This window comes from Kitasatospora sp. NPDC005748 (genome assembly GCF_040630735.1).
GTDB lineage: Bacteria > Actinomycetota > Actinomycetes > Streptomycetales > Streptomycetaceae > Kitasatospora.
Window position 1 is genome coordinate 1 of the sequence record NZ_JBEXYD010000012.1, and the last position, 19,756, is coordinate 19,756.

17 protein-coding genes are annotated in these 19,756 nt (G+C 74.7%); 7 read left to right on the forward strand and 10 right to left on the reverse strand.

Annotated features, from left to right (window positions below; genetic code table 11):
• Positions 1-139 precede the first annotated feature (139 nt).
• Entirely contained in the window at positions 140-790 is a 651-nt protein-coding gene (locus ABZ495_RS12160; RefSeq protein ID WP_359804333.1) for a TetR/AcrR family transcriptional regulator, read from the forward strand.
• Between the two features lie 6 nt (positions 791-796).
• Here the strand turns inward: ABZ495_RS12160 and ABZ495_RS12165 are convergent, their stop codons facing one another.
• Entirely contained in the window at positions 797-2,182 is a 1,386-nt protein-coding gene (locus ABZ495_RS12165) for a sulfite oxidase (protein ID WP_359835581.1), read from the reverse strand.
• Between the two features lie 392 nt (positions 2,183-2,574).
• On the opposite strand from ABZ495_RS12165, the gene ABZ495_RS12170 reads away from it, so the two are divergent.
• The 4 genes from ABZ495_RS12170 (at position 2,575) to ABZ495_RS12185 (ending at position 5,929) form a co-directional block, all read left to right on the forward strand.
• Positions 2,575-3,366 (forward strand): alpha/beta fold hydrolase, encoded by a 792-nt coding sequence (locus ABZ495_RS12170; protein ID WP_359804331.1) that lies wholly within the window; start codon positions 2,575-2,577, stop codon positions 3,364-3,366.
• Between the two features lie 60 nt (positions 3,367-3,426).
• Complete coding sequence (locus ABZ495_RS12175) at positions 3,427-3,813, forward strand: MerR family transcriptional regulator (protein ID WP_329490632.1); 387 nt, start codon at positions 3,427-3,429, stop codon at positions 3,811-3,813.
• Between the two features lie 163 nt (positions 3,814-3,976).
• Positions 3,977-5,614: a BCCT family transporter gene (locus ABZ495_RS12180; protein WP_359804330.1), complete on the forward strand. Its 1,638-nt coding sequence runs from the start codon at positions 3,977-3,979 to the stop codon at positions 5,612-5,614.
• A 135-nt stretch (positions 5,615-5,749) separates the two neighbouring features.
• A complete protein-coding gene (locus tag ABZ495_RS12185; protein WP_359804329.1) occupies positions 5,750-5,929 on the forward strand; it encodes a hypothetical protein in 180 nt (59 codons plus the stop codon).
• A 120-nt stretch (positions 5,930-6,049) separates the two neighbouring features.
• Here the strand turns inward: ABZ495_RS12185 and ABZ495_RS12190 are convergent, their stop codons facing one another.
• Positions 6,050-7,741 (reverse strand): DUF2398 family protein, encoded by a 1,692-nt coding sequence (locus ABZ495_RS12190; RefSeq protein WP_359835582.1) that lies wholly within the window; start codon positions 7,739-7,741, stop codon positions 6,050-6,052.
• A gap of 225 nt (positions 7,742-7,966) precedes the next feature.
• On the opposite strand from ABZ495_RS12190, the gene ABZ495_RS12195 reads away from it, so the two are divergent.
• Positions 7,967-8,731, forward strand: a complete 765-nt coding sequence (locus ABZ495_RS12195) for a lysoplasmalogenase (protein ID WP_359804327.1) — start codon at positions 7,967-7,969, stop codon at positions 8,729-8,731.
• An 80-nt stretch (positions 8,732-8,811) separates the two neighbouring features.
• Here the strand turns inward: ABZ495_RS12195 and ABZ495_RS12200 are convergent, their stop codons facing one another.
• From ABZ495_RS12200 to ABZ495_RS12230, 7 genes are all read right to left on the reverse strand, one after another.
• The gene (locus ABZ495_RS12200; RefSeq protein WP_359804326.1) at positions 8,812-9,426 is read right to left on the reverse strand and encodes a hypothetical protein; all 615 of its coding nucleotides are present in this window, start codon (positions 9,424-9,426) and stop codon (positions 8,812-8,814) included.
• 170 nt (positions 9,427-9,596) lie between these two features.
• Positions 9,597-10,400: an exodeoxyribonuclease III gene (locus ABZ495_RS12205; RefSeq protein ID WP_359804325.1), complete on the reverse strand. Its 804-nt coding sequence runs from the start codon at positions 10,398-10,400 to the stop codon at positions 9,597-9,599.
• A gap of 131 nt (positions 10,401-10,531) precedes the next feature.
• Entirely contained in the window at positions 10,532-12,319 is a 1,788-nt protein-coding gene (gene ggt / locus ABZ495_RS12210) for a gamma-glutamyltransferase (RefSeq protein WP_352295148.1), read from the reverse strand.
• A gap of 94 nt (positions 12,320-12,413) precedes the next feature.
• A complete protein-coding gene (locus tag ABZ495_RS12215; RefSeq protein WP_359804341.1) occupies positions 12,414-13,475 on the reverse strand; it encodes an ROK family glucokinase in 1,062 nt (353 codons plus the stop codon).
• A 41-nt stretch (positions 13,476-13,516) separates the two neighbouring features.
• Positions 13,517-14,359, reverse strand: coding sequence for an ATP-binding cassette domain-containing protein (locus ABZ495_RS12220; RefSeq protein WP_359835584.1), 843 nt, complete (start codon positions 14,357-14,359; stop codon positions 13,517-13,519).
• Entirely contained in the window at positions 14,356-15,387 is a 1,032-nt protein-coding gene (locus ABZ495_RS12225; protein WP_359804323.1) for an ABC transporter permease, read from the reverse strand. Before ABZ495_RS12225 ends, ABZ495_RS12220 begins: the two co-directional genes overlap by 4 nt.
• On the reverse strand, positions 15,384-16,403 hold the full coding sequence (locus ABZ495_RS12230) for a substrate-binding domain-containing protein (protein ID WP_329490622.1): 1,020 nt from the start codon (positions 16,401-16,403) through the stop codon (positions 15,384-15,386). Before ABZ495_RS12230 ends, ABZ495_RS12225 begins: the two co-directional genes overlap by 4 nt.
• A 356-nt stretch (positions 16,404-16,759) precedes the next feature.
• Here ABZ495_RS12230 and ABZ495_RS12235 point away from each other — a divergent pair, with 356 nt between their 5' ends.
• Positions 16,760-17,851 carry an alpha/beta hydrolase-fold protein gene (locus ABZ495_RS12235; protein ID WP_329490621.1) on the forward strand — a complete coding sequence of 364 codons (1,092 nt, stop codon included), beginning with the start codon at positions 16,760-16,762 and terminating at the stop codon, positions 17,849-17,851.
• Positions 17,852-17,913: 62 nt separating this feature from the next.
• Here ABZ495_RS12235 and ABZ495_RS12240 read toward each other — a convergent pair whose 3' ends face one another.
• Complete coding sequence (locus ABZ495_RS12240) at positions 17,914-19,506, reverse strand: helix-turn-helix domain-containing protein (protein ID WP_352295142.1); 1,593 nt, start codon at positions 19,504-19,506, stop codon at positions 17,914-17,916.
• Between the last annotated feature and the right edge of the window lie 250 nt (positions 19,507-19,756).

The window sequence follows — 19,756 nt, forward strand, 5'->3', positions numbered from 1 at the left end:
ACGAGACCAACCACAAAAAGTTGATTTACGCAGGCCTTCTGTAAATCCCGTCCGCCGTCCACCGGTGGACGGCGGACGAACGCGGGGCGACCGGTCGGCGTCATACTCCTGAGCGGTTCCGAGCCGTATCATGGTGCGGGTGACCAAGGTTGACCTGTCACCACGACCGGTGGAGGCGATGTCTCCACGTCAGCTCGAACGCCGCGAGTCCCTGATCGCGGCCGCGCTCGCCCTGGTGAACGAGATCGGTGTCGAGCGGCTGCAGATGAAACAGGTCTGCGAGCGGTCCGGAGTCGCCCTCGGGACGGCGTACCGCTACTTCTCCTCCAAGGACCACCTGCTGGCCGCGGCCATCGCCGAATGGCACCGGCTGCTGCTGGCCGACCTGGTGGCGGAGCTGCGCGGACCGCGGGCCGGGCTGGGGGCCACCGACCGGGTGGTGCGCTTCGTACGCGGAGGCATGCGCGCCTACCAGCGCCAGCCCGAACTGGCCCGGCTCCGGGTGGCCGTCGCCGCCTCCACCGACCCCTTCGCCAGCGAGGCGCTGCAGGGCATGGCCCGGGCCGACAGCACCGCGCTCCAGGCGGTGATGGCCGAGGTGCCGGCCGCCGCGAGCGACCTGGTGCGGCACATCGTCGGCCATGCCTGGCAGGGCGAGCTGACCGCCTGGGTGACCGGCCGCACCACGCTCGGCGACGCCCGGCGGCGGCTGGAGGACGTGGTGCGGCTGGTGCTGACCCCGTACGAGACGCCGTACGAGGCGCCGTACGAGGCCAGCCCCACCGGCTGAGCTGCGTCAGGCGACCGTCACCGGGTGGACCACCACCGCGTCGAACAGGTAGCCCTCGCGGTTGAACACGGACGTCGCGGGCTGGGTGTTGCCGCGGCGGTCGGTCGCGCGCGCCCGCAGCTCGTACGGGCCGGTCCGGTCCGGGCGCCAGTCGAGGCTCCAGCGCGTCCAGTTGTCGGCGCGCGGCTCGTCCCGCAGCTCGGCGCGGTGCCAGCGCCGGCCGCCGTCGGTGCTCACCTCGACCCGGCGGACCGGCGCCGCGCCCGACCACGAGCGTCCGTACAGGCGGTGCTCGCGGCCCGCCGCCAGCACCGCGTCACGGGCGAGTTCGAAGGCGCTCTTCACCACCTGGGTGGTGACCGGCGCACTTCCGCCGGCCGGGTAGTCAGGACCGAACATCCGGTAGAAGTCGGTGTTCCAGGGCGAGTACAGCGGCTGGTCGGCGACCTCGATCGAGCCGACCCACTTGATCGAGGCGATCCCGATCCAGCCCGGCACCACCAGCCGCAGGGGCGCGCCGTGGTCGGGCGTCAGCGGTTCGCCGTTCATCTCGTAGGCGAGCAGCACGTCGTCCAGCGCCTTCGCGACCGGCAGCGGGCGGCGCACCCGGCCGAAGTCGACGCCACCGCTCACGTACGCGGGGTCGAGGCCGCTGGGCAGCACGTCCACCGCGTCCCGGGTCAGCCCGGCCCGGTGCAGCACCTCGGACAGCCGCACGCCGCGCCACTGGGCGGAGCCGACCCCGCCGAGCGTCCAGGGGGTGCCGGGCACGGGCTGGTTCTGCTGGGTGGCGTAGAAGCTGCGGCCGTTGCCGGCGCACTCGATCAGGGCGCTGATCCTGGTCGAGGGAAGGGCGCGCAGGTCCGCCAGGCCGAACTCGACCGGCCGCCCGGCGTCCGGGCCGCCGCGCAGGCCGCTGCCGAAGAGCCGCAGCCGCCAGCTGTCGGCGTCGATGACCGGGGTACTGGTGTGGTTGCGGACGAAGAAGCGCTCCACCGGGACGTGCCGGCCGATCGCGCCCTCCGCGTCGCGCAGCGCGTCCCAGCGCATCTCGGCGTTGGTCCCGCGCGGGAGGAACCACTCGGCGGGCAGCGGCTTCACGATGCCGGGCACGGGGGACACCGTACCCGCGAGGGCCGTGGGCGGCTCGGCAAGCGCTCCCGGCGCGGCGGTCGCGGTCCGCGCCCGGGCGCGGTCCGGGACGACCAGCCCGCCGGCGGCGGGTGCGGCGAGCACCCCGGCGGCGGTGAGCATCCGCAGCAGGGTCCGGCGCTCGACGCCGTCGGCGCGGGCCTCGCCGGCCGACCACTGCCGGCGGCGGAGCCGGTCGTAGGCGGCCTCGCCGGGGATCGGGCTCGCGGGGGTGGTCCGAAGGGGGTTCGCGGTGGGCACGGGCACACTTCCGTTCGGTTGCGGCGGACGGTCGGGCGGGCCGCGCGGCCGGGCGGGCGGGGACGGGGGCGCCGACGGCGCGGGTCCGCTCCGGCCCGGCGCGGGGCGCGCGGGCGGGGCTCAGCGACAGCGGTCGGTGCGTCTGGCGCGGCGGGCGACGGCCCGGCGGGCAGCGGCGCTCCGGACCGGGGCGGCGGTCCGCCCGGTCGGTCTCGCGGCGCTCGGGCCTCCGGTCACGCCCGGATCATACGATCGCGAACCGTGTCGCGTCCGCCGATCCCGCCGATCGACGCCGCGCGGACGGTTCGGCCCGCACCGGTCTTGACCTTCACACCGGTGTGAACTCCTAGCGTGCCGGTCACCGAGCCATCCAGGTGAACAGGAGCCCCGCCATGACCGAGCCGTCCCCCGCCACCCCGCCCGCGCTGGCCCGGATCGTCCGGGGCTCCGGCCCGGGCCTGCTGCTCGCGCACGGCGCCGGCGGCAGCGCCCGGGACAACTGGGGGCCGCTGCTGGACGACCTCGCCGCCCTCCGCACCGTCGTCGCACCCGACTTCCCCGGCTCCGGCGACACCCCGTTCGAGCCGGCCGGGCCCTCGCTCGACGAGCTGGCGGACCGGCTGGTCGCCACCGCCGTCGAGGAGGGCCTGGAGAGCTTCGACCTGGCCGGGTACTCGCTCGGGGCCGCCGTCGCCGTCCGCGCCGCCACCCGGCACCCGGCCCGGGTCCGCTCGCTGCTGCTGCTCGCCGGGGTGGCCGGCGGCGACCACCGGCTCCGGCTCACCGCCGAGCTGGCGGCCGGCCTGGCCGACCACCCGGAGCTGCTGGCCCGTTTCGTGCTCGCGGTCGCCTTCGGCGAGACCTGGGTCGACGCGCTCACCGCCGAGCAGCTCGCGGACCTGCGCGCCGTGCTTCTCGCCCCCGTCCCGGCGGGCTACCGCCAGCAGTTCGGCCTGGCCGGCCGGGTGGACGTGCGCGGCGACCTGGCCCGGGTCACCGTGCCGACGCTGGTGATCAGCACCACCGAGGACATGCTGGTCGCGCCGAGCCAGCACCGCGCCCTGGCCGAGGGCATCCCGGGCGCCCGGCTGGTCGAACTCGCCAGTGGCCACCTCCCGGTGGTCGAGCGCCTGCCCGAACTGCGCGCGCTGCTGCTGGACTTCGTGACCGGTCGGCCGGCGTAGCGACGGCCCCGCCGCGTCCGGGCCGGGAACAGCCCGGCCCGGACGGGCGTTCGCCCGGTCATGCGCATCGGAGAACTCGCCCGCCTGACCGGGGTGTCCACCCGCCTGCTGCGGTACTACGGGGAGCAGGGGCTGCTCGAACCGGACCGGTCGGCCGCCGGCTACCGCGAGTACCGCGAGGGAGACCAGATCCGGGTGCGGCAGATCCGCGGCCTGCTCGCGGCGGGCCTGTCCACCCGGGTGATCGCCGAGATCCTGCCGTGCGCGAGCGGCCCCGTCCCGGCCCTGGAGGCCTGCCCCGACCTGCTCGCCACCCTCCGCGGCGAGCTGGCCGAACTCGACACCCGGATCGCCGAGCTGACCCGCAGCCGGCAGGCCCTGGCCGGGTACCTGGACACCGCCGCCCCGACCACCGGGCCCTCCGCCCGCGCGTACGCGGCCGCCTGACGACCCGCGGCCCGGTGCGCCGATCCTCGCCCTGACGGCCCGTCCGGTCGCCTCTCCCCGGCGTGCCCTCCCCCCGGCACCCCCGAGGACTGGACATAGTACGACATGTATCTATTTTCCGATCGTGTCGCCGACCGTCCAGTACGCCAGGAGAGGGACCTTCATGAGCAGCCAGCCACCAGGCCCGGACGAACCCGCCGCGACCCTCCCCGTCGACCGGACGGTGTTCGGCGTCAGTGCCGTGCTGGTGCTGGGGGTGGTCGCCTGGGGCGTCTTCGCCGAGGACTCGCTCGGCCGGACGTCCGACACCGCGCTCGGCTGGGTGCTGCACAACTTCGGCTGGCTGTTCGTGGTCGCCGCCGACGTCTTCCTGGTGCTCACCGTCCTGCTCGCGTTCAGCCGCTTCGGCCGGATCCGGCTCGGCCGCGACGACGACGAGCCGGAGTTCTCCACCCTCGCCTGGGTCGCGATGATGTTCAGCGCCGGCATGGGCATCGGCCTCATGTTCTACGGCGTCGGCGAACCGCTCCAGCTCTACGCCGCGCCGCAGCCCGGCTCCGGCCTGGAGCCGCAGAGCCCGGCCGCCGCCCAGCAGGCGCTGGAGTTCTCGCTCTTCCACTGGACCCTGCACCCCTGGGCGATCTACGCGGTCGGCGGCCTGGCACTCGCCTACACCACCTTCCGCAAGGGCCGGGGCAACCGGATCTCCGCCGCCTTCGTCCCGCTGATCGGCGAACGCGGCGCGAACGGCTGGCCCGGCCGGGCGATCGACCTGCTGGCGGTGTTCGCGACCGTCTTCGGCTCGGCGACCAGCCTCGGCCTGGGCGCCCTCCAGGTGGCGGACGGCCTCGGCTTCATCTCCTCCGTCGAGAACACCGAACGCACCCAACTGGTCATCATCGGCTCGCTGACCGCCGCCTTCGTCCTCTCCGCCTTCTCCGGCGTGCACAAGGGCGTCAAGTGGCTCTCCACCTCGAACGTCGTGCTGGCCTCGCTGATCATGCTCTTCGTCTTCGTGTTCGGCCCGTCGGTCTTCGTCCTGGACGCGATCCCGTCCACCGTCGGCGGCTACCTCTCCGACCTGGTCGCCATGTCGACCCAGACCGGCGCCTTCACCGACGAGAGCTGGCTCGGCTCCTGGACGATCTTCTACTGGGCCTGGTGGCTCTCCTGGGCGCCGTTCGTCGGCACCTTCATCGCCCGCATCTCGCGCGGCCGGACCATCCGGCAGTTCCTCACCGGCGTGCTGCTGGTCCCCAGTGGGGCGACGGTGGTCTGGTTCTGCGTGATGGGCGGGACGGCGATCCGGCTGAACTCCACCGGCGAGGCCGACCTGGTGGCCACCATCCCCCAGGGCGCCGAGGCCTCGCTGTTCGAGATGCTGCGCTCGCTCCCGCTCGGCTCGGTGACCAGCGTGATCGCGGTCCTGCTGGTGATGACCTTCTTCATCACCAGTGCCGACTCCGCCTCGCTCGTGCTCGGCTCGCTCTCCAGCCGGGGCTCGCTGCACCCGCGCACCTGGCTGGTGGTGGTCTGGGGCGTGCTGATGGGCGGGGTCGCCGCCGCGCTACTGCTGGCCGGCGGGCTCACCGCGCTGCAGAACGCCACCATCCTGGTCGCGCTGCCGTTCGTGGTGGTGATGCTGCTGCTCTGCGTCGCCCTGGTGAAGGAGCTGCGCGAGGATCCGGCGGCCGGGCCCTCGCGGTTCCACGCCGCGCACGGTCTGCGGGACGCCGTCCGGGTGGCCGTCGGCGAGGCGATGGCCGACGCCCGGCGGGGGCCGCGACCGCCGTCCCGGTGACCGCCCCGGATCTGCCCCGCCCCGGGGCGGGGCGGGGCGGGGCGGGGCGGATCCGGCACGAACCGACGCTTGGCCCCCATCCGGACTTCACCCGCGCGTACCGCTCGTTCACGCCGCCCTGGAACGCTCCCTGTCATGAACGCCAACCCTCCGGCGACCCTCCAGGATCCGCGCTTCCCGCTCCCGCAGCGCCACCGCCGCTTCCTGGCCTGTACCGCCGTTCTCGCCTCCATCGCCCTCGGCACGCTCGGTGTGGGAGCCACCGTCGAAGCCGCCCAGCACGGCCCGCTCACGGCGGCCACCGCCCGACGATGACCCGCTGATCCCGCCGCCCTCCGCGCCCGACCCCAGGCACCGCCGTCCGGCCCACCGGCCACGGACGCGGTGCTTCTGTCGTTCCCGGCGCGCGACCCGCTCGACGGCGGGCCGGTGCGCTCAGGCCCGCTGCTCCGCCCGGGGGCCTGACGGGACCCCCACCGGGGTCTCCCGGCGGGAGTGCCGGCCCGTCCCCGGGGCCGGCCGCAGATCGGGCGCCGGAGCGAAGCGGGCGGCGGGGGCGCGCAGCAGCCAGCCCGGCGGCCGGGTGCCGCGCGGCGCGGGGGTGATCAGGCCCATCCGGTGCAGCAGGTCGAGGGCGTCGCGGCGCAGCGCGGTGCGGTCGGCGAGGTAGTCGCGCCGCCAGCCGGCCGGCAGCCCGTACTCGTCGGCGATGTCCCCGAGGACGCCGTCTATCAGCGCGTCCGGGATCGGGACGTCCGCGCCGGTGGCCTCGCCGGGGAGCGGCCGGACCTCCTCGACCAGGCGCTCGACCAACAGCAGGGCGGCCTGGGCGAGGGTACCGGCCCCGGGCAGGGCGAGGTCGGTGAGTTCGTCGGCGGGGTCGAGCAGGGCGACCCCCTCGGCCCGCAGTTCGGCCTCCAGGCCGAGGAACTCGGCGAGCGCCGCCGGGCCGGTCCGGCGGTGGAGGTCGAGCCAGTCGCGCTGGTCCGCGGGCAGGTCGGCGGCGAGCACGGCGGGGGTCTCGGCGAGGCGGCGGCGCACGGCGGTGCCAGGCTCGGCCCCGGCGGCGCGGCGGATCAGGTCGGCGGCGTCGTCGGCGAGGGCGGGCGGACCCGCGGGTACGGCGCGGGCCAGCTCCCGGTCGACCGTCAGGACGACGCCGTCCGCGCTCCGGTCGGCGGGTATCTCGCCGAGCACCTGCCAGTCGGCCAGTGCGGCGAGCGCCATCGCGAGGTCGGCGGGCGTGGCGGCCCGACCGGGCGCGGCGTCCCGCATCGCCGCCAGCAGGGGACCGAGCGGGAGCCGTTCGGGGGCGTCCACCAGCAGGGACAGCGCGAGGGCGAGCTGGGCGTAGCCGCCGGGGGTGAACGGCGCGCCGGTGCCGGGGTGTTCGAGCCGGCGGGCGGCGCCGGGGCCGAGCCCGGCCTTGTAGAGGCGGGCGTGCCAGGGGCCGACCACCAGGCGGTAGCCGAGCAGGGTGTCGAACTGGCCGGTCAGCCAGTCGCGGTGACGCCGGATCAGCGGGAACCCGTCGGCGTGCGGCCCGGAGGCGGTGACCAGCGGGTGGGCGAGCAGCAGCCGGGCGGCGATCCGGCGCTCGGCGGCGGCGGAACGGTCCTGCGCGCCGGCGGCCGAGCGGGTCGGCTCGGGCTTGCGGTGCTTTCCGGGCAGACCCGGCTTGGCTCCTGAGCGGACGACGGGCAGCGCCCCCTCGTCCCGCCGGGCCCGGCGCTGGCGGCGCGCCGGCCGCGGCTCGCGCACCCGCAGCGCGGCGGGGGCGTGCGCGGTGGGACCGTGCCACCAGCTGACGGCGTCACCGGCCGCCGCCTCCGGACCGGTCACCGGCTCGGCCGGGACGCCGAAGTGGCGGGCCGGGTAGAGGCCGAAGGTGGCGACGCAGAGGTCGTCGGCGGTCCCGGGATCGGCCTCGGCGAACCAGTGCGCCAGCCGGAGCAGCCCCGGATCGGGCGAGAGGACAGCCCCTCCGGTCTCCTGCGGAGCGTCAGGACCGGCTTCGCGTACGGCGACGACGGCGACGGTGGTGCCCTGCCCCGCCCCGCCCGTGCGCCCGTCCGACGTGCCGCCGGCCACCCGCGTGGTGCCGGCCGCGTACTCCTGCTGCTCCATGTCGTGGACCAGACTAGACGGTGGGCGCGGCCGCCGGTGGCCCCAACCGGAGCTCGCGGCGAATTGGTCCGCGCGTACCCCGCCGGAGCGGCCCCGGCCGTCGGCGCGCGCCGGCCTACGCCCGGGTAGTACTCGCGGGTAACCCGGCCTTCCCCGGACGGACCCGGTCGCCTAGGGTGCGGACGAACGGGCCGCCCGCCCCCACCCACCGGAGGACACCGCCGCATGAGCATCCGCACGACAACCCGCGCCGTCCTCGGCGGGCGCCTGCGCTCCGCCACCGGGCTGCTCACCGGCTTCGCCGCCACCTCGGCGGCCCACCTGGGCGCGCTGCTCACCGACACGCCCGCCCTGCGGCACGCCACCAAGCCGACGCTGATGCCGCTGCTGGCCGCGCACAGCGTCACGGCCGCCACCGCGGCCGGGCGGGAGGCGCCGAAGCTGCTGGCGCCCGCGCTGCTGCTCAGCGGCGGCGGGGACGTCCTGCTCCAGCTCGGCGACGACACCGCGTTCCTGGCCGGGATGGGCTCCTTCGCGGCGGCGCACGTCTGCTACGTGACGATGTTCGTCCGGCAGGGGGCGCTGACGGACCGGCGGCGTGCGCTGATCGTCACGGCCGCGTACGCGACGGCCTGGGCCGTGATGGTGGGCCGGCTCTGGCCGGACCTCGGCAGCCTCCGGGCGCCGGTGGCCGGGTACAGCCTGCTGCTCGCCTCGACCGCCGTCACCTCGGCCGGGCTGGGGTGGCGCACCGGCCTCGGCGGGGCGCTCTTCCTGCTCTCCGACACCCTGATCGCCACCAAGCTCGCGAAGTGGCGCGAGCTGCCCGGGCACCAGTTCTGGATCATGGCGACGTACCTCCTGGCCCAGTACCTGCTGGCCTCCGGCCTCCTGCGGGCCGCGGAGGCGCCGGAGACCCCGCGGGCTCCCCGGGCGTCCACGGCGGCCGGGGTCACCGGGGGCTCCGCGGCCCGGGCCGCGACGGCCTGAGACGGGCCGGTGCCGCCGGACCGACCGGTCCGGCGGCACCGTGGGGCGGGCCCGAGGGCCCCCGGGTGCGGGGCGCGCCTTCAGGCGGACCCGGCGCCGCCGCGTCGCCGCAACAGCCAGAATCCGCCGATACCACCGACCACCAGCGCCGCGCCGCCCGCCAGCTCGGCGGGGTCGGCCGCGACCGAGCCGCCGAGACCGGTCTGCACGGCGCCGTGCGGAGCGACCTGCTGGCTGCCCGCACCGGACTGGCCGAGCGAGCCGGCCCACTCCCCGGCCGCCTTGCCCCACTCGCCGAGGCTCTGGCCGGGCGAGGAGGAGGCTCCGGAGGACGCGGCGACGGTGGTCACCGTGACGCTGGTCGAGAAGGCGGCGCCGTCGGGGCAGGTGCCGTCGACCTTGCTGTCGCCGCCGGCCTTGCCCGCCAGCCGCGCGGAGCCGGTGTGCCGGCCGTCCGATCCCAGGGTGAGGGTGGCCGGGCCGCCCTCGAAGGCCTGGGAGCTCGCGGTGATGGTCTTGGCGTCGGGCTTGTCGGACTTCTCGCAGGAGACCGTGACCGTCACGGTCTGGCCCGGTGCGGCCTGGGACGGGCTGACCGTGGCGGCGCCGTCCTTGGCCAGCGCGAGGGGGGCCGTCAGGCCGGTCAGCACCGTCGCGCCGATCAGGGCGGCGGCGGCCGTACGCGTGGGGCGCATACCGGAACCTCCGGGATTCTCGGGCGCGGCCGGGGACTCCGAAGTCCACGTGATCGAACAACCACACCCAGTCATTCACCGACGGTAGGCACACACCCGGCGCCCGGCCACCGCTCTGGCCCGTTCGGGCGAGCCGCCGCTACGGGGCGTGACGCCGGGCCCGGCCGGGCTCAGAGGTCCAGGTCGACCACGACCGGGGCGTGGTCCGACGTCCCCTTGCCCTTGCGGGCCTCGCGGTCCACATAGCTGTCCGTGACGGCGTCGGCGAAGGGCTTGTTGGCGTAGGTGAGGTCGATCCGCATGCCCCGGTTCTTCGGGAAGGCCAGCTGGCGGTAGTCCCAGTAGGTGTACGGGCGGTCGTACTTCAGCGGGCGGGGCACGACGTCCTGCAGACCGGCCTCGCCCAGGGCGGCGAGGGCGGCGCGCTCGGCGGGTGTGACGTGCGTCAGGCCCTCGAAGGCCGCCACGTCGAAGACGTCCTCGTCGGTCGGGGCGATGTTGAAGTCCCCGAGGACGGCGAAGGGGCGCTCCCCCGCGGCGTCCTCCAGCGAGGCCAGGCGCAGGGCCTCCAGCCACTCCAGCTTGTAGCGGTAGTGGGCGTGGTCCACCTCGCGGCCGTTGGGCACGTAGACCGACCAGACCCGGACCGGGCCGCAGGTGGCGGCGATGGCCCGCGGCTCGGTGTCGGGCAGCAGGGCGCCGTCGGCGAGGAAGCCGGGCTGGCCGGGGAGGTCTCGCACCACGTCCTCCAGACCGATCCGGGAGACGACGGCCACGCCGTTCCACCGGCCGGTGCCGTACGCGGCGGTCTCGTAACCGAGCTCGCGGACCGGCTCGTACGGGAAGGCGTCGGTGGAGCACTTGAGCTCCTGGAGGCAGAGCACGTCCGGCTTGGCGCTCTCCAGCCATTCCAGCAGCTTGGGCAGCCGCGCGGTGACGGAGTTGATGTTCCAGGTGGCGATGCGGACGGTCACGGCGGGCGGCCTTCCCGGTGGTACGGACGAGGGTGGGCGCCCGGCAGGACGCCCACCCCGAATCTACCGCCCGGCACCGACAGGCCCGTGGGCCCGCGGGCCCAGGGGCCACCGCCGTCAGGCGTCGGGCGTCAGGGCGCGGGGCGCACCACCGCCGCCGCGCCGCCGCCGCGCCGCACCGGCTCGGCGGCCGCCACCCAGCGGCCGTCCGGCAGGCGCTCGACGCCGGTCGCGGCGCCGATCTCGGGCGTGCTGGTGAACACGTGGCCGAGCGCCTCCAGCCGGGCCCGCTCGGGCAGGTCCAGGAAGGCCGGCTCGGCCTGGGTGGCGGCCGTGTTGCGCTGGCTGGCCCGCGGCGCGGCGATCGCCTGCTCCAGGCCGAGGCCCCGGTCCAGGCGTCCGAGCAGGACCTGGAGGGTGGTGGTGATGATGGTCGCGCCGCCGGGCGAGCCGGCCGCCAGCACCGGCTCGCCGTCGCGCAGCACGATGGTCGGCGAGAGCGAGGAGCGCGGGCGCTTGCCCGGCCCGGCGAGGTTCGGGTCCGGCACCCCGGGGGTCAGCGGGGTGAAGTTGAAGTCGGTCAGCTCGTTGTTGAGCAGGAAGCCCCGGCCGGGGACGGTGATGCCGCTGCCGCCGGTCTGCTCCAGCGTGAGGGTGTAGGAGACGACGTTGCCCCAGCGGTCGGCCACGGTCAGGTGACTGGTGCTCAGGCCCTCGTAGGGCTCGGGCTGGGCCGCGCCGGTGTTCGCGCAGTCGGCCGGGTGGCGCGGGTCGCCGGGGGCGAGCGGGCTGGTGAGCGCCCGGTCGGGGCTGATCAGGCAGGCCCGCGAGGCGACGTACCGGGGGGAGAGCAGCTCCTTGGCCGGGACGTCGGAGAAGGCCGGGTCGCCGACCCAGCGGTTGCGGTCGGCGAAGGAGATCCGGGAGGCCTCCAGGAAGTGGTGGTAGTACTGCGTGTCGTCGTACCGGCCGACGTCGCCGTCCTCCAGGATGCCGAGCGCCTCGCCGACGGTGGTGCCGCCGGAGCTGGACGGGGCGATCGAGTAGAGGTCGTAGTCGCGGTAGGCCACGTGGGTGGGCTGCTGGCGGCGCACCTGGTACGCGGCCAGGTCGGCGGCGTCCACCTTGCCGGGGCGGGCGTTGCGCCCGGAGGCCGGGTCCACCGGCGGGTGCTGGATGGTCCGGACGATGTCGGCGCCGAGGTCGCCCCGGTAGAGCGCCGCGGTGCCCTGCTCGCCCAGCTGGCGGTAGGTGGCGGCGAGCTCGGGGTTGCGGAACGTGGAGCCGACCGCGGGGAGCTTGCCGCCGGGCAGGAAGAGCTTCGCGGTGGCGGGGAAGTCCTTGAACCGGTCCTGGTTGAGCGCGGTCTGGTCCTGGAAGGTCTGGTCGACGGTGAAGCCCTGCTCGGCGATCCGCCGGGCCGGCTTCAGCGCGTCGGCGAAGGAGCGCTTGCCCCACTGCCGCACGGCCGTCTCCCAGGTCGCCGGGGAGCCGGGCACGCCGACCGACAGCCCGCTGGTGACGGCGTCCGCGAAGGCCAGCGGCTTGCCGCCCTCCAGGAAGAGCGACGCGTCGGCCGTCCGGGAGGCCGTCTCGCGGCCGTCGATGGTGGACACCCGGCCGCTGTCGTGGTCGTAGTAGACGAAGTACCCGCCGCCGCCGATGCCGGCCGAGTACGGCTCGGTGACACCGAGCGCCGCCGCGACGGCGACGGCGGCGTCCACCGCGTTGCCGCCCTTGCGCAGCACCTCGATGCCGGCCGCCGTGGCGTCGGCGTCCACGCTGGCCACCGCGCCGCCCCAGCCCACCGCCTCGGGCACCTTCGGCGGCGGGGCTGCCGCCCCGGCCGGCCCGGCGGCGGAACAGACCAGGGCGGTGGCAAGCAGGAGCGGCGGGGCGATTCGGGCCAGAGCTCTCATCCGGAGGCCTCCTGAGTAGACGTCAACTCCGTTGTTTCACAGGAGGCATGGCCCGGACAACAGGGCGCCGCGACTACCGGCGGGTAGTCCGGCGCTACAGCACGCTGCGCTCCACCCGGCGCCGCTTGATGGTGCGGAAGCGGCGGGCGACCTGGCGGGCGAGGTCGGCGGCGCCGACCAGGCCCGCCTCGTTGCCCAGGGCCGCGTGCGCGATGGTCGCCTCCGGCCGGAAGCCGCGCCCGGTGAGGGTGCGACGGAAGGCGTCCCGGGCCGGGGCGAGGAGGAGGTCGCCGGCCTCGGAGACGCCGCCGCCGACCACGAAGCGGCCCGGGTCCAGGGCGGCCGCGAGGTTCGCGATGCCGACCCCGAGCCAGGTGCCGACCTCGTAGAGCAGCTCGACGGCGGTCGCGTCACCGGCCCGGGCGGCCTCGGTGACCAGCGGGCCGGTGATGCCCTCGACCGCGCCGCCGGCCCTGGCCAGCAGCAGCTGGACCACCGGCGACTCCTCGGCGACCAGCTCGCGCGCGTCGCGCACCAGGGCGTTCCCGGAGGAGTACTGCTCCCAGCAGCCCCGGTTGCCGCACGGGCAGCGGTGGCCGCCGGGCACCACCTGCATGTGCCCGAACTCCCCCGCCAGCCCGTACTTGCCCCGGTCGACGTAGCCGTCGCGGACCACCGCGCCGCCGATGCCGGTGCCGAGGGTGAGCATCACCATGAGGTCCTCGCCGCGCCCGGCGCCGAACCGCCATTCGGCCCAGGCCGCCGCGTTGGCGTCGTTCTCGACGATCACCGGGAACCGCAGCCGCTCGCTGAGCGCCTGCTGGAGCGGTTCGTTGCGCCAGTTCAGGTGCGGGGCGAAGAGCACCCGGGAGCGCTCGGCGTCCACCCAGCCGGCCGCGCCGATGCCCACCGCGTGGACGTCGTGGCGGTCGGCGAGTTCGAGCACCAGCTCGACGATGACGTCCTCGACGACCCGGGGGCTCTTGCTCTTGTCGGGGGTGTCGGTGCGCAGCTTCTCCAGCACCTTGCCCTCGCCGTCCACCACACCCGCGACCACCTTGGTGCCGCCGATGTCGACGCCGATGGTGGGCAGCCGCAGGAGGCCGGCGGGCAGGGCCCGGCGGCGGCGCTCGGCCCGCGGGCCGAGGCCGAGCAGGCTGGGCAGGACCGGTGGCCGGGAGGCGGCGTTGGGGGTGGTCACGGCTGCGGACGCTCCTCACGGGGATCACGGGAGTCACGGGAGTCACGGGGTTCACGGGTGTCGGTGCCCGGCCGGGCCAGCTCGTGCGAGAGCTCCTCCAGGTCGGAGCCGCCGGCCATCTCGGTGGTGAGCTCCTCCAGGCCGATCTCCGCCCGCGGGTGGCTGCCGGCCATCCGGCCCCGCTTGAGCAGGGTGAAGTGGTCGCCGACCAGGTAGGCGTGGTGCGGGTTGTGGGTGATGAGCACCACCCCGAGGCCGGCGTCGCGGGCGGCGGTGACGTACTTGAGCACCACCCCCGACTGCTTGACGCCGAGCGCGGCGGTCGGCTCGTCCAGGATCAGCGCCTCGGCGCCGAAGTGGACGGCCCGGGCGATCGCCACGCACTGGCGCTGGCCGCCGGAGAGGGTGCCGATCGGGCGGTCGACGTCGTGCAGGTCGATGCCCATCCGGGCGAGCGCCTCCCGGGTGGTGGCGCGCATCCCGTCGGCGTCCAGGCGCAGTCCGCCCCAGCGCCGCAGGCCCCGTTCGGAGCCGAGGAAGAAGTTCCGCCAGACGGGCATCAGCGGGACGACCGCGAGGTCCTGGTAGACGGTGGCGATGCCGCGGTCCAGCGCCTCGCGCGGGGAGCCGAAGCGGACCTCCTCGCCGCCGACGGTGAAACGGCCCTCGTCGTGCCGGTGCAGCCCGGCGATGATCTTGATCAGGGTGGACTTGCCGGCGCCGTTGTCGCCGAGCACGCAGCTGATCTCGCCGGCCCGCAGGGTGAGCGAGACGTCCTGGAGCGCCCGGACGGACCCGTAGGTCTTGCCGACGCCTTCGAGGCGGAGCAGCTCGGTCATCGCGGTCCCCGTTCGGCGCGGCGCTTGACGAAGGTGTTCAACAGGGCGGCGAGCAGCAGCATCGCACCCAGGAAGAACTTGAACCAGTCGGGGTTCCACTGGGCGTAGATGATGCCCTTGCTCGCCATGCCGAAGATCAGCGCGCCGAGCGCCGAGCCGACCACCGAGCCGTAACCGCCGGTGATCAGGCAGCCGCCGATGACGGCCGCCACGATGTAGATCAGCTCGTTGCCGACGCCCTCGCCGGACTGCACGGTGTCGAAGGAGAACAGCAGGTGCTGGCCGAGCACCCAGGCGCCGAAGCCGACGCCGAGGTAGAGCACCGTCTTGGTCCGGGCGACGGGCACGCCAACCGCCCGCGCCGCGGCCGCGTCGCCGCCGACCGCGAAGATCCAGTTGCCGAAGCGGGTCCGCAGCAGCACCCAGCTGCCGACCAGCAGCAGGCCGAGCCACCACCAGACGGTGGCCTTGATCGTCAGCCCGCCGACGGTGACCTCGGAGGCGAACAGCCAACGGCAGGCGCCGAAGCCCTCCATGTCGGAGATCGGCTTGGTCGAGACGGTGCCGGAGACCAGCTTGGTGACGCCGAGGTTGGCGCCGGTGAGCATCAGGAAGGTGCCCAGGGTGACGATGAAACTGGGCAGCTTCGTCCGGCTGAGCATCCAGCCGTTGAAGCCGCCGACCGCCAGCGTCACCAGCAGCGAGACCAGCACGCCGACCCAGGTCACCGCGGTGAGCTGGTAGGACACCATCGACGAGGTCAGCGCGGCGGTGGTGACCAGCACGCCGGCCGACAGGTCGAACTCGCCGCCGATCATCAGCAGCGAGACCGGGACGGCCATGATCCCGATGGTGGAGGCCGCGTACAGCACGGTGCCCAGCGAGGAGACCCGCAGGAACGGTTCGGCGACCGCGGCGAAGACCAGGAAGACCGCGGCGGCGGCGATCAGCGCCCCCAGTTCGGGGCGGGCGAGCACCCGCCGCAGCGCCGCCGGGCGGTCCTGGACGAGGAGGTCGGTGGTGCTCAACGCGTCCCCCTCGCGACGTACTCGGCGAGGGCGTCGGCGTCGTCGCGGGTGAGGATCTGCGGCCCGGTCAGCACGGGCTTGCCGCCGCCGAGCATGTCCAGGTTGGAGCGGTAGAGCCAGAGCAGGTCGACGCCCTCGTAGCCCTGGAGGTAGGGCTGCTGGTCGACGGCGAAGCCGACCGAGCCGGACTTGAGGCCGGCCACCACCTGGGTGCCCAGGTCGAAGGTGTCGAGCTCGACGGGGCGGCGGGCGTCCTGGATCGCCTGCAGTCCGGTGGCGGCCATCGGCCCGGAGAGGGTCAGCACGGTGTCGATGGCCGGGTCGGCCTGCAGCTTGGCGGAGACGGCGGCCCGGGCGTCGGGCATGTTGACGCCGTCCACGTAGAGCACCTGGAAGGCCCCGCCGGCCTTGGACTGGGCGCCGGAGCAGCGCTGCTCCTGGCCGACGTTGCCCTGCTCGTGGATCACGCAGAGGACGTTCTTGCGGCCCCGGCCGGCGAGCTCGGTGCCGGCCGCCTGGCCGGCGGTGGACTCGTCCTGGCCGATGTGGGTCAGCGCGCCGAACCGGGCGGAGTACTCCTGGCCGGAGTTCACGGTGATCACCGGGATGCCGGCCGCCTTGGCCTTGCCGAGCACGTCGCCGAGCGCGTCGCCCTTGGCGAGGGTGACCAGCAGGCCGTCGACCTTCTGGTCGATGGCGGCCTGGACCAGCTGGACCTGGTTCTGGGTCTGGGCGTCGTTGGAGTACAGGAAGGTGATGTTGTCCTTGGCGGCGGCCTGCTCGGCGCCCTTGCGCACGGTGTCCCAGAAGGCGTCGCCGGCGCCGGCGTGGGTCACCATGGCGATCTTCCAGCGCGGGGTGGTGACGGCACTGCCACCGGCGGCCGCGGCCTGGCTGCGGGCGTGCTCGGCGCGGAGGCCTCCGGTACTGCTGCAGCCGGCCACGGCGGCCAGCACGGCGAGGACGGCGCAGGCGGGCCGGAACCGGCGGAAGGGGCGAAAGCGGGTTGTGCTCATCCCCATAGTCTCGCTGCCCGCCGCGCGCGGCATCGCACCGCCTCGCCCGCCGCCCGGATCCGCCCGGGCGGTATCGTGCCCCCGGTGGCGTTCCTGGGAGTCCGCTGGGTGCAGCGTCCGGGTGCGGGCCGTCAGGGTGGCAGACTGGTGCGGGCCCCAAGAGGGAACAGCGCCGAAACGTGATGTTCCTCTCAGGTTCCTTACAGATTCGGACGGCAACCGATCCCGCGTTCCCGACCGTCTGATGCCATTGGAGCGCGTTCCGGGCGAGTGGGGCCCCGGACGGCTTTGAACCCGGATACGAGAATTTGATGCAACTGACAGGCACGCCATTCCTCATCTGCACGATCGTCCTCGTGCCGATCTCCATCGCGGCGGCCCTGCTGCTCTGGGGAAAGGTGCGCGGGCCGAGGCCGGTGCAGGTCCTTTCCAGGCTTGCCATGATCGTCTTTTGCCAGATCACCGCCGTGACGACGGTCTTCGTCATGGTCAACAACGCCAACCTGATCTACGGCAACTGGGACGACCTGCTGGGCACCGGCAACCACGTCCGGGCCGTGCCCTCCGTCCCCCCGGCCGAGGCGGGCGCCGGCGGGGCCCAGGCCGGCGGCGACGCCGCCAAGCAGCCGCCCAAGGTCCACCAGCAGTTCCGCAGCGTGGACGACCCCAAGGTGCCGAACGACGTCCAGAAGACCGACCTCAAGGGCCAGCTGTCCGGCGTGGACGGCGAGGTGCTGGTCTGGCTGCCGCCGCAGTACCACGACCCGGCGTTCAAGGACAAGAAGTTCCCGGTCGTCGAGCTGATCCCGGGCTTCCCCGGCTCCTCCTCCACCTGGTACGGCACGCTCAAGGTCTCCGAGCAGCTCAAGCCGCTGATGCAGGAGGGCAAGGTGGCGCCGTTCATCCTGGTCTCGCCGCGCACCCTGCTGCTGGGCAACAGCACCGACGCCGGCTGCACCGACGTGCCCGGCAAGGTCAACGCGGACACCTGGCTGACCCGCGACGTCCCCCAGATGGTGCTGGACAACTTCCGTGCCGAGCCGTCGGCCGACCGCTGGGCGGTGGCCGGCTACTCGGCCGGTGCCCACTGCGCCGCCAAGCTCTCGCTGGCCCACCCCAACCGCTACCGGGCCGGCATCAGCCTCTCGGGCTACAACGACCCGGCGGTCGAGAAGTCCTCACTGGTCGGCAAGGACGCCCAGCTGCGCGAGGCGAACAACCCGGTCACCATCGTGAAGACCGCCGCCCAGCCGCCGAAGGTCGCCCTGTACATCAGCGGCAACAAGGGCGACGGCTACGAGGACGGCCAGGCGATCGCGGCCGTCGCGAAGGCGCCGACCACCGTCCAGGTCCAGGAGACCACCGGGCCGCACTCCAGCGACGTCTGGAAGAACATGGTGCCGGGCGTCTTCCAGTGGCTCACCTCGATCATCCCCGTGCAGCCGTAGTCACGCGGAAGGGTCCGCCCCGCACACCGACGGTGTGCGGGGCGGACCCTTTCCGTGCGGGCTCAGGCCAGTTCGAGGGCCAGGTAGAAGTCCACCCGGTCCTCCAGCCGGGAGAGGTCACGGCCGGTCAGCTCCTCGATCCGGCCGATCCGGTAGCGCAGCGTGTTGACGTGCACGTGCAGCTGGGCGGCGCAGCGGGTCCACGAGCCGTCCGAGCGCAGGAACGCCTCCAGGGTGCGGACCAGGTCCGCCTGGTGCTCGATGTCGTAGGCGATCACCTTGTCCAGCAGCCGGCTGCGGAACGCCCGGCGGACCTCGTCGGGCACCGCGGCCAGCAGCAGCACGTGCGAGGCCAGCTCCTCCGGGCCGGCCACGCAGACCCGGCCGACCCGGGCGGCGGCGATCCGGCGGGCGTGCCGGGCCTCCTCCAGCGCGCCGCGCAGGCCGCCCGCCTCGGAGGCGGGGGCCGACACGCCGAGGGTGATCCGGCCCTCCGAGCCGAGGCCCGCCTCCAGCGGGGCGAGCAGCTCCCGCAGGGTGTCGGCGGGCACCGCGCTGTCCAGCGCGGGCAGCACCACCACCGCGCCGGTGCCCGCCCCCGCGACCAGGGCGCGGTCGGTGGTGCCGTTGAGAGCTTCCTCCAGGATCAGCCGCACCGCGCCCTCGGGCAGGCCGGTGCCCTCGGCGCTGAGCACCAGCCAGGAGCCGTCCGGCGACTGCGGCTTGGGCTCGGGGTTCTCGTACCGGGCGGCCATCGCCGAGGAGGCGTACAGGGTGCGGCTGATCTCGCCCGGGTCGGCGTCGCGCTGGAGCAGCGTCAGCACCTCGTCGGCGAGGCGGCGGCGCAGCCGGCGGCCCTCGTCGCGGCGGTGCCGCTCGGCGGCGACCAGCCGGGCCAGGTTCTCGGCGAGCTGCTGGCGCTTGGTGGTCCATTCGGTGACGTCGCCGGCCACCGCGAGCACCCAGTCGGCGAGCGGCGCCTGGACGTCGTCGAGGGCCGGGGCGGGCAGCAGCGAGTAGGAGCCGTTGGCCAGCCGGGCCCGGTGCGGGGGGCGGCGGCGCTGGCGCTGGGCGCCGAGGTGGGCGCGGACCAGCTGGTCGCGGTCCTCGGCGGAGAGCCGGTCGGCCGGGCCGGCGATCACCGCGCCGGTGGGCGTGAGCACCCAGCAGTCGAGGTCGAGGTCGCCGCCGAGGAGGTCGAGGACGGCGTCCAGTCCGCCGCCGCCGGCCGCGGAGACCAGCAGCCGGTGGCGGTCGACCAGGGCGGCCAGGTCGGCGGCGCGGTCGGCGGAGACCTGTCGGCCGATGAACTCGGTGACGGTGCCGAAAGCGATGTCGTCGGGTACCGCCAACAGGGGCATCCGGTGCCGGCGACACGCGTCGACGAGGTCCTCGGGGACGGGGCCGACCTCGGCCTCGCCGGCCGCGAGGGCGACCGCGCCACCGGCCACGATGGTCCGCACGAAGCGTTCGGAGTCGGCCGGCCCGGTGCGCCAGAGCATGCCGGTGAGCACCAGCTCGCCGCCGTGCAGGTAGCGGCCCGGGTCGTGCAGGTCCGTGGTCATCACGCCGCTGACCTGCCGGTCGAGCTCTTCCTCGGCCGCGAGCAGGCGCAGTCTCGGGGCTCCGGGGGCGAGCAGGTCGCGGACACGCATCCGGGACTCCTTACGGGCTTGGGGTGGGGGTGAGGGGGCCCGAGCGCGCGGTCCGGGGGTCACAGTGTGCCCGAACATCCGTGCTCGGTGTTACGTCCCAACGGACGCCCGGATCACGGGGTCATAGCTTGGGAATCACGGCCGGATTACGGTCGTAGGCAGCACCCGGAAATCAGCTGGGCTGCGAGATTCTCGTCCTTAGAGGAACGTACAGGATGCCGGGCGGGACCACAGCCGGGGCTTCATGCCA

What these genes read in the sequence shown, in the direction of transcription:
- ABZ495_RS12190 (WP_359835582.1), bottom strand. Translation starts at nt 7,741, where the DNA reads ATGGAGCAGCAGGAGTACGCGGCCGGCACCACGCGGGTGGCCGGCGGC.
- ABZ495_RS12185 (WP_359804329.1), top strand. Translation starts at nt 5,750, where the DNA reads ATGAACGCCAACCCTCCGGCGACCCTCCAGGATCCGCGCTTCCCGCTC.
- ABZ495_RS12240 (WP_352295142.1), bottom strand. Translation starts at nt 19,506, where the DNA reads ATGCGTGTCCGCGACCTGCTCGCCCCCGGAGCCCCGAGACTGCGCCTG.
- ABZ495_RS12220 (WP_359835584.1), bottom strand. Translation starts at nt 14,359, where the DNA reads ATGACCGAGCTGCTCCGCCTCGAAGGCGTCGGCAAGACCTACGGGTCC.
- ABZ495_RS12200 (WP_359804326.1), bottom strand. Translation starts at nt 9,426, where the DNA reads ATGCGCCCCACGCGTACGGCCGCCGCCGCCCTGATCGGCGCGACGGTG.
- ABZ495_RS12170 (WP_359804331.1), top strand. Translation starts at nt 2,575, where the DNA reads ATGACCGAGCCGTCCCCCGCCACCCCGCCCGCGCTGGCCCGGATCGTC.
- ABZ495_RS12230 (WP_329490622.1), bottom strand. Translation starts at nt 16,403, where the DNA reads ATGAGCACAACCCGCTTTCGCCCCTTCCGCCGGTTCCGGCCCGCCTGC.
- ABZ495_RS12195 (WP_359804327.1), top strand. Translation starts at nt 7,967, where the DNA reads ATGAGCATCCGCACGACAACCCGCGCCGTCCTCGGCGGGCGCCTGCGC.
- ABZ495_RS12175 (WP_329490632.1), top strand. Translation starts at nt 3,427, where the DNA reads ATGCGCATCGGAGAACTCGCCCGCCTGACCGGGGTGTCCACCCGCCTG.
- ABZ495_RS12180 (WP_359804330.1), top strand. Translation starts at nt 3,977, where the DNA reads ATGAGCAGCCAGCCACCAGGCCCGGACGAACCCGCCGCGACCCTCCCC.
- ggt (WP_352295148.1), bottom strand. Translation starts at nt 12,319, where the DNA reads ATGAGAGCTCTGGCCCGAATCGCCCCGCCGCTCCTGCTTGCCACCGCC.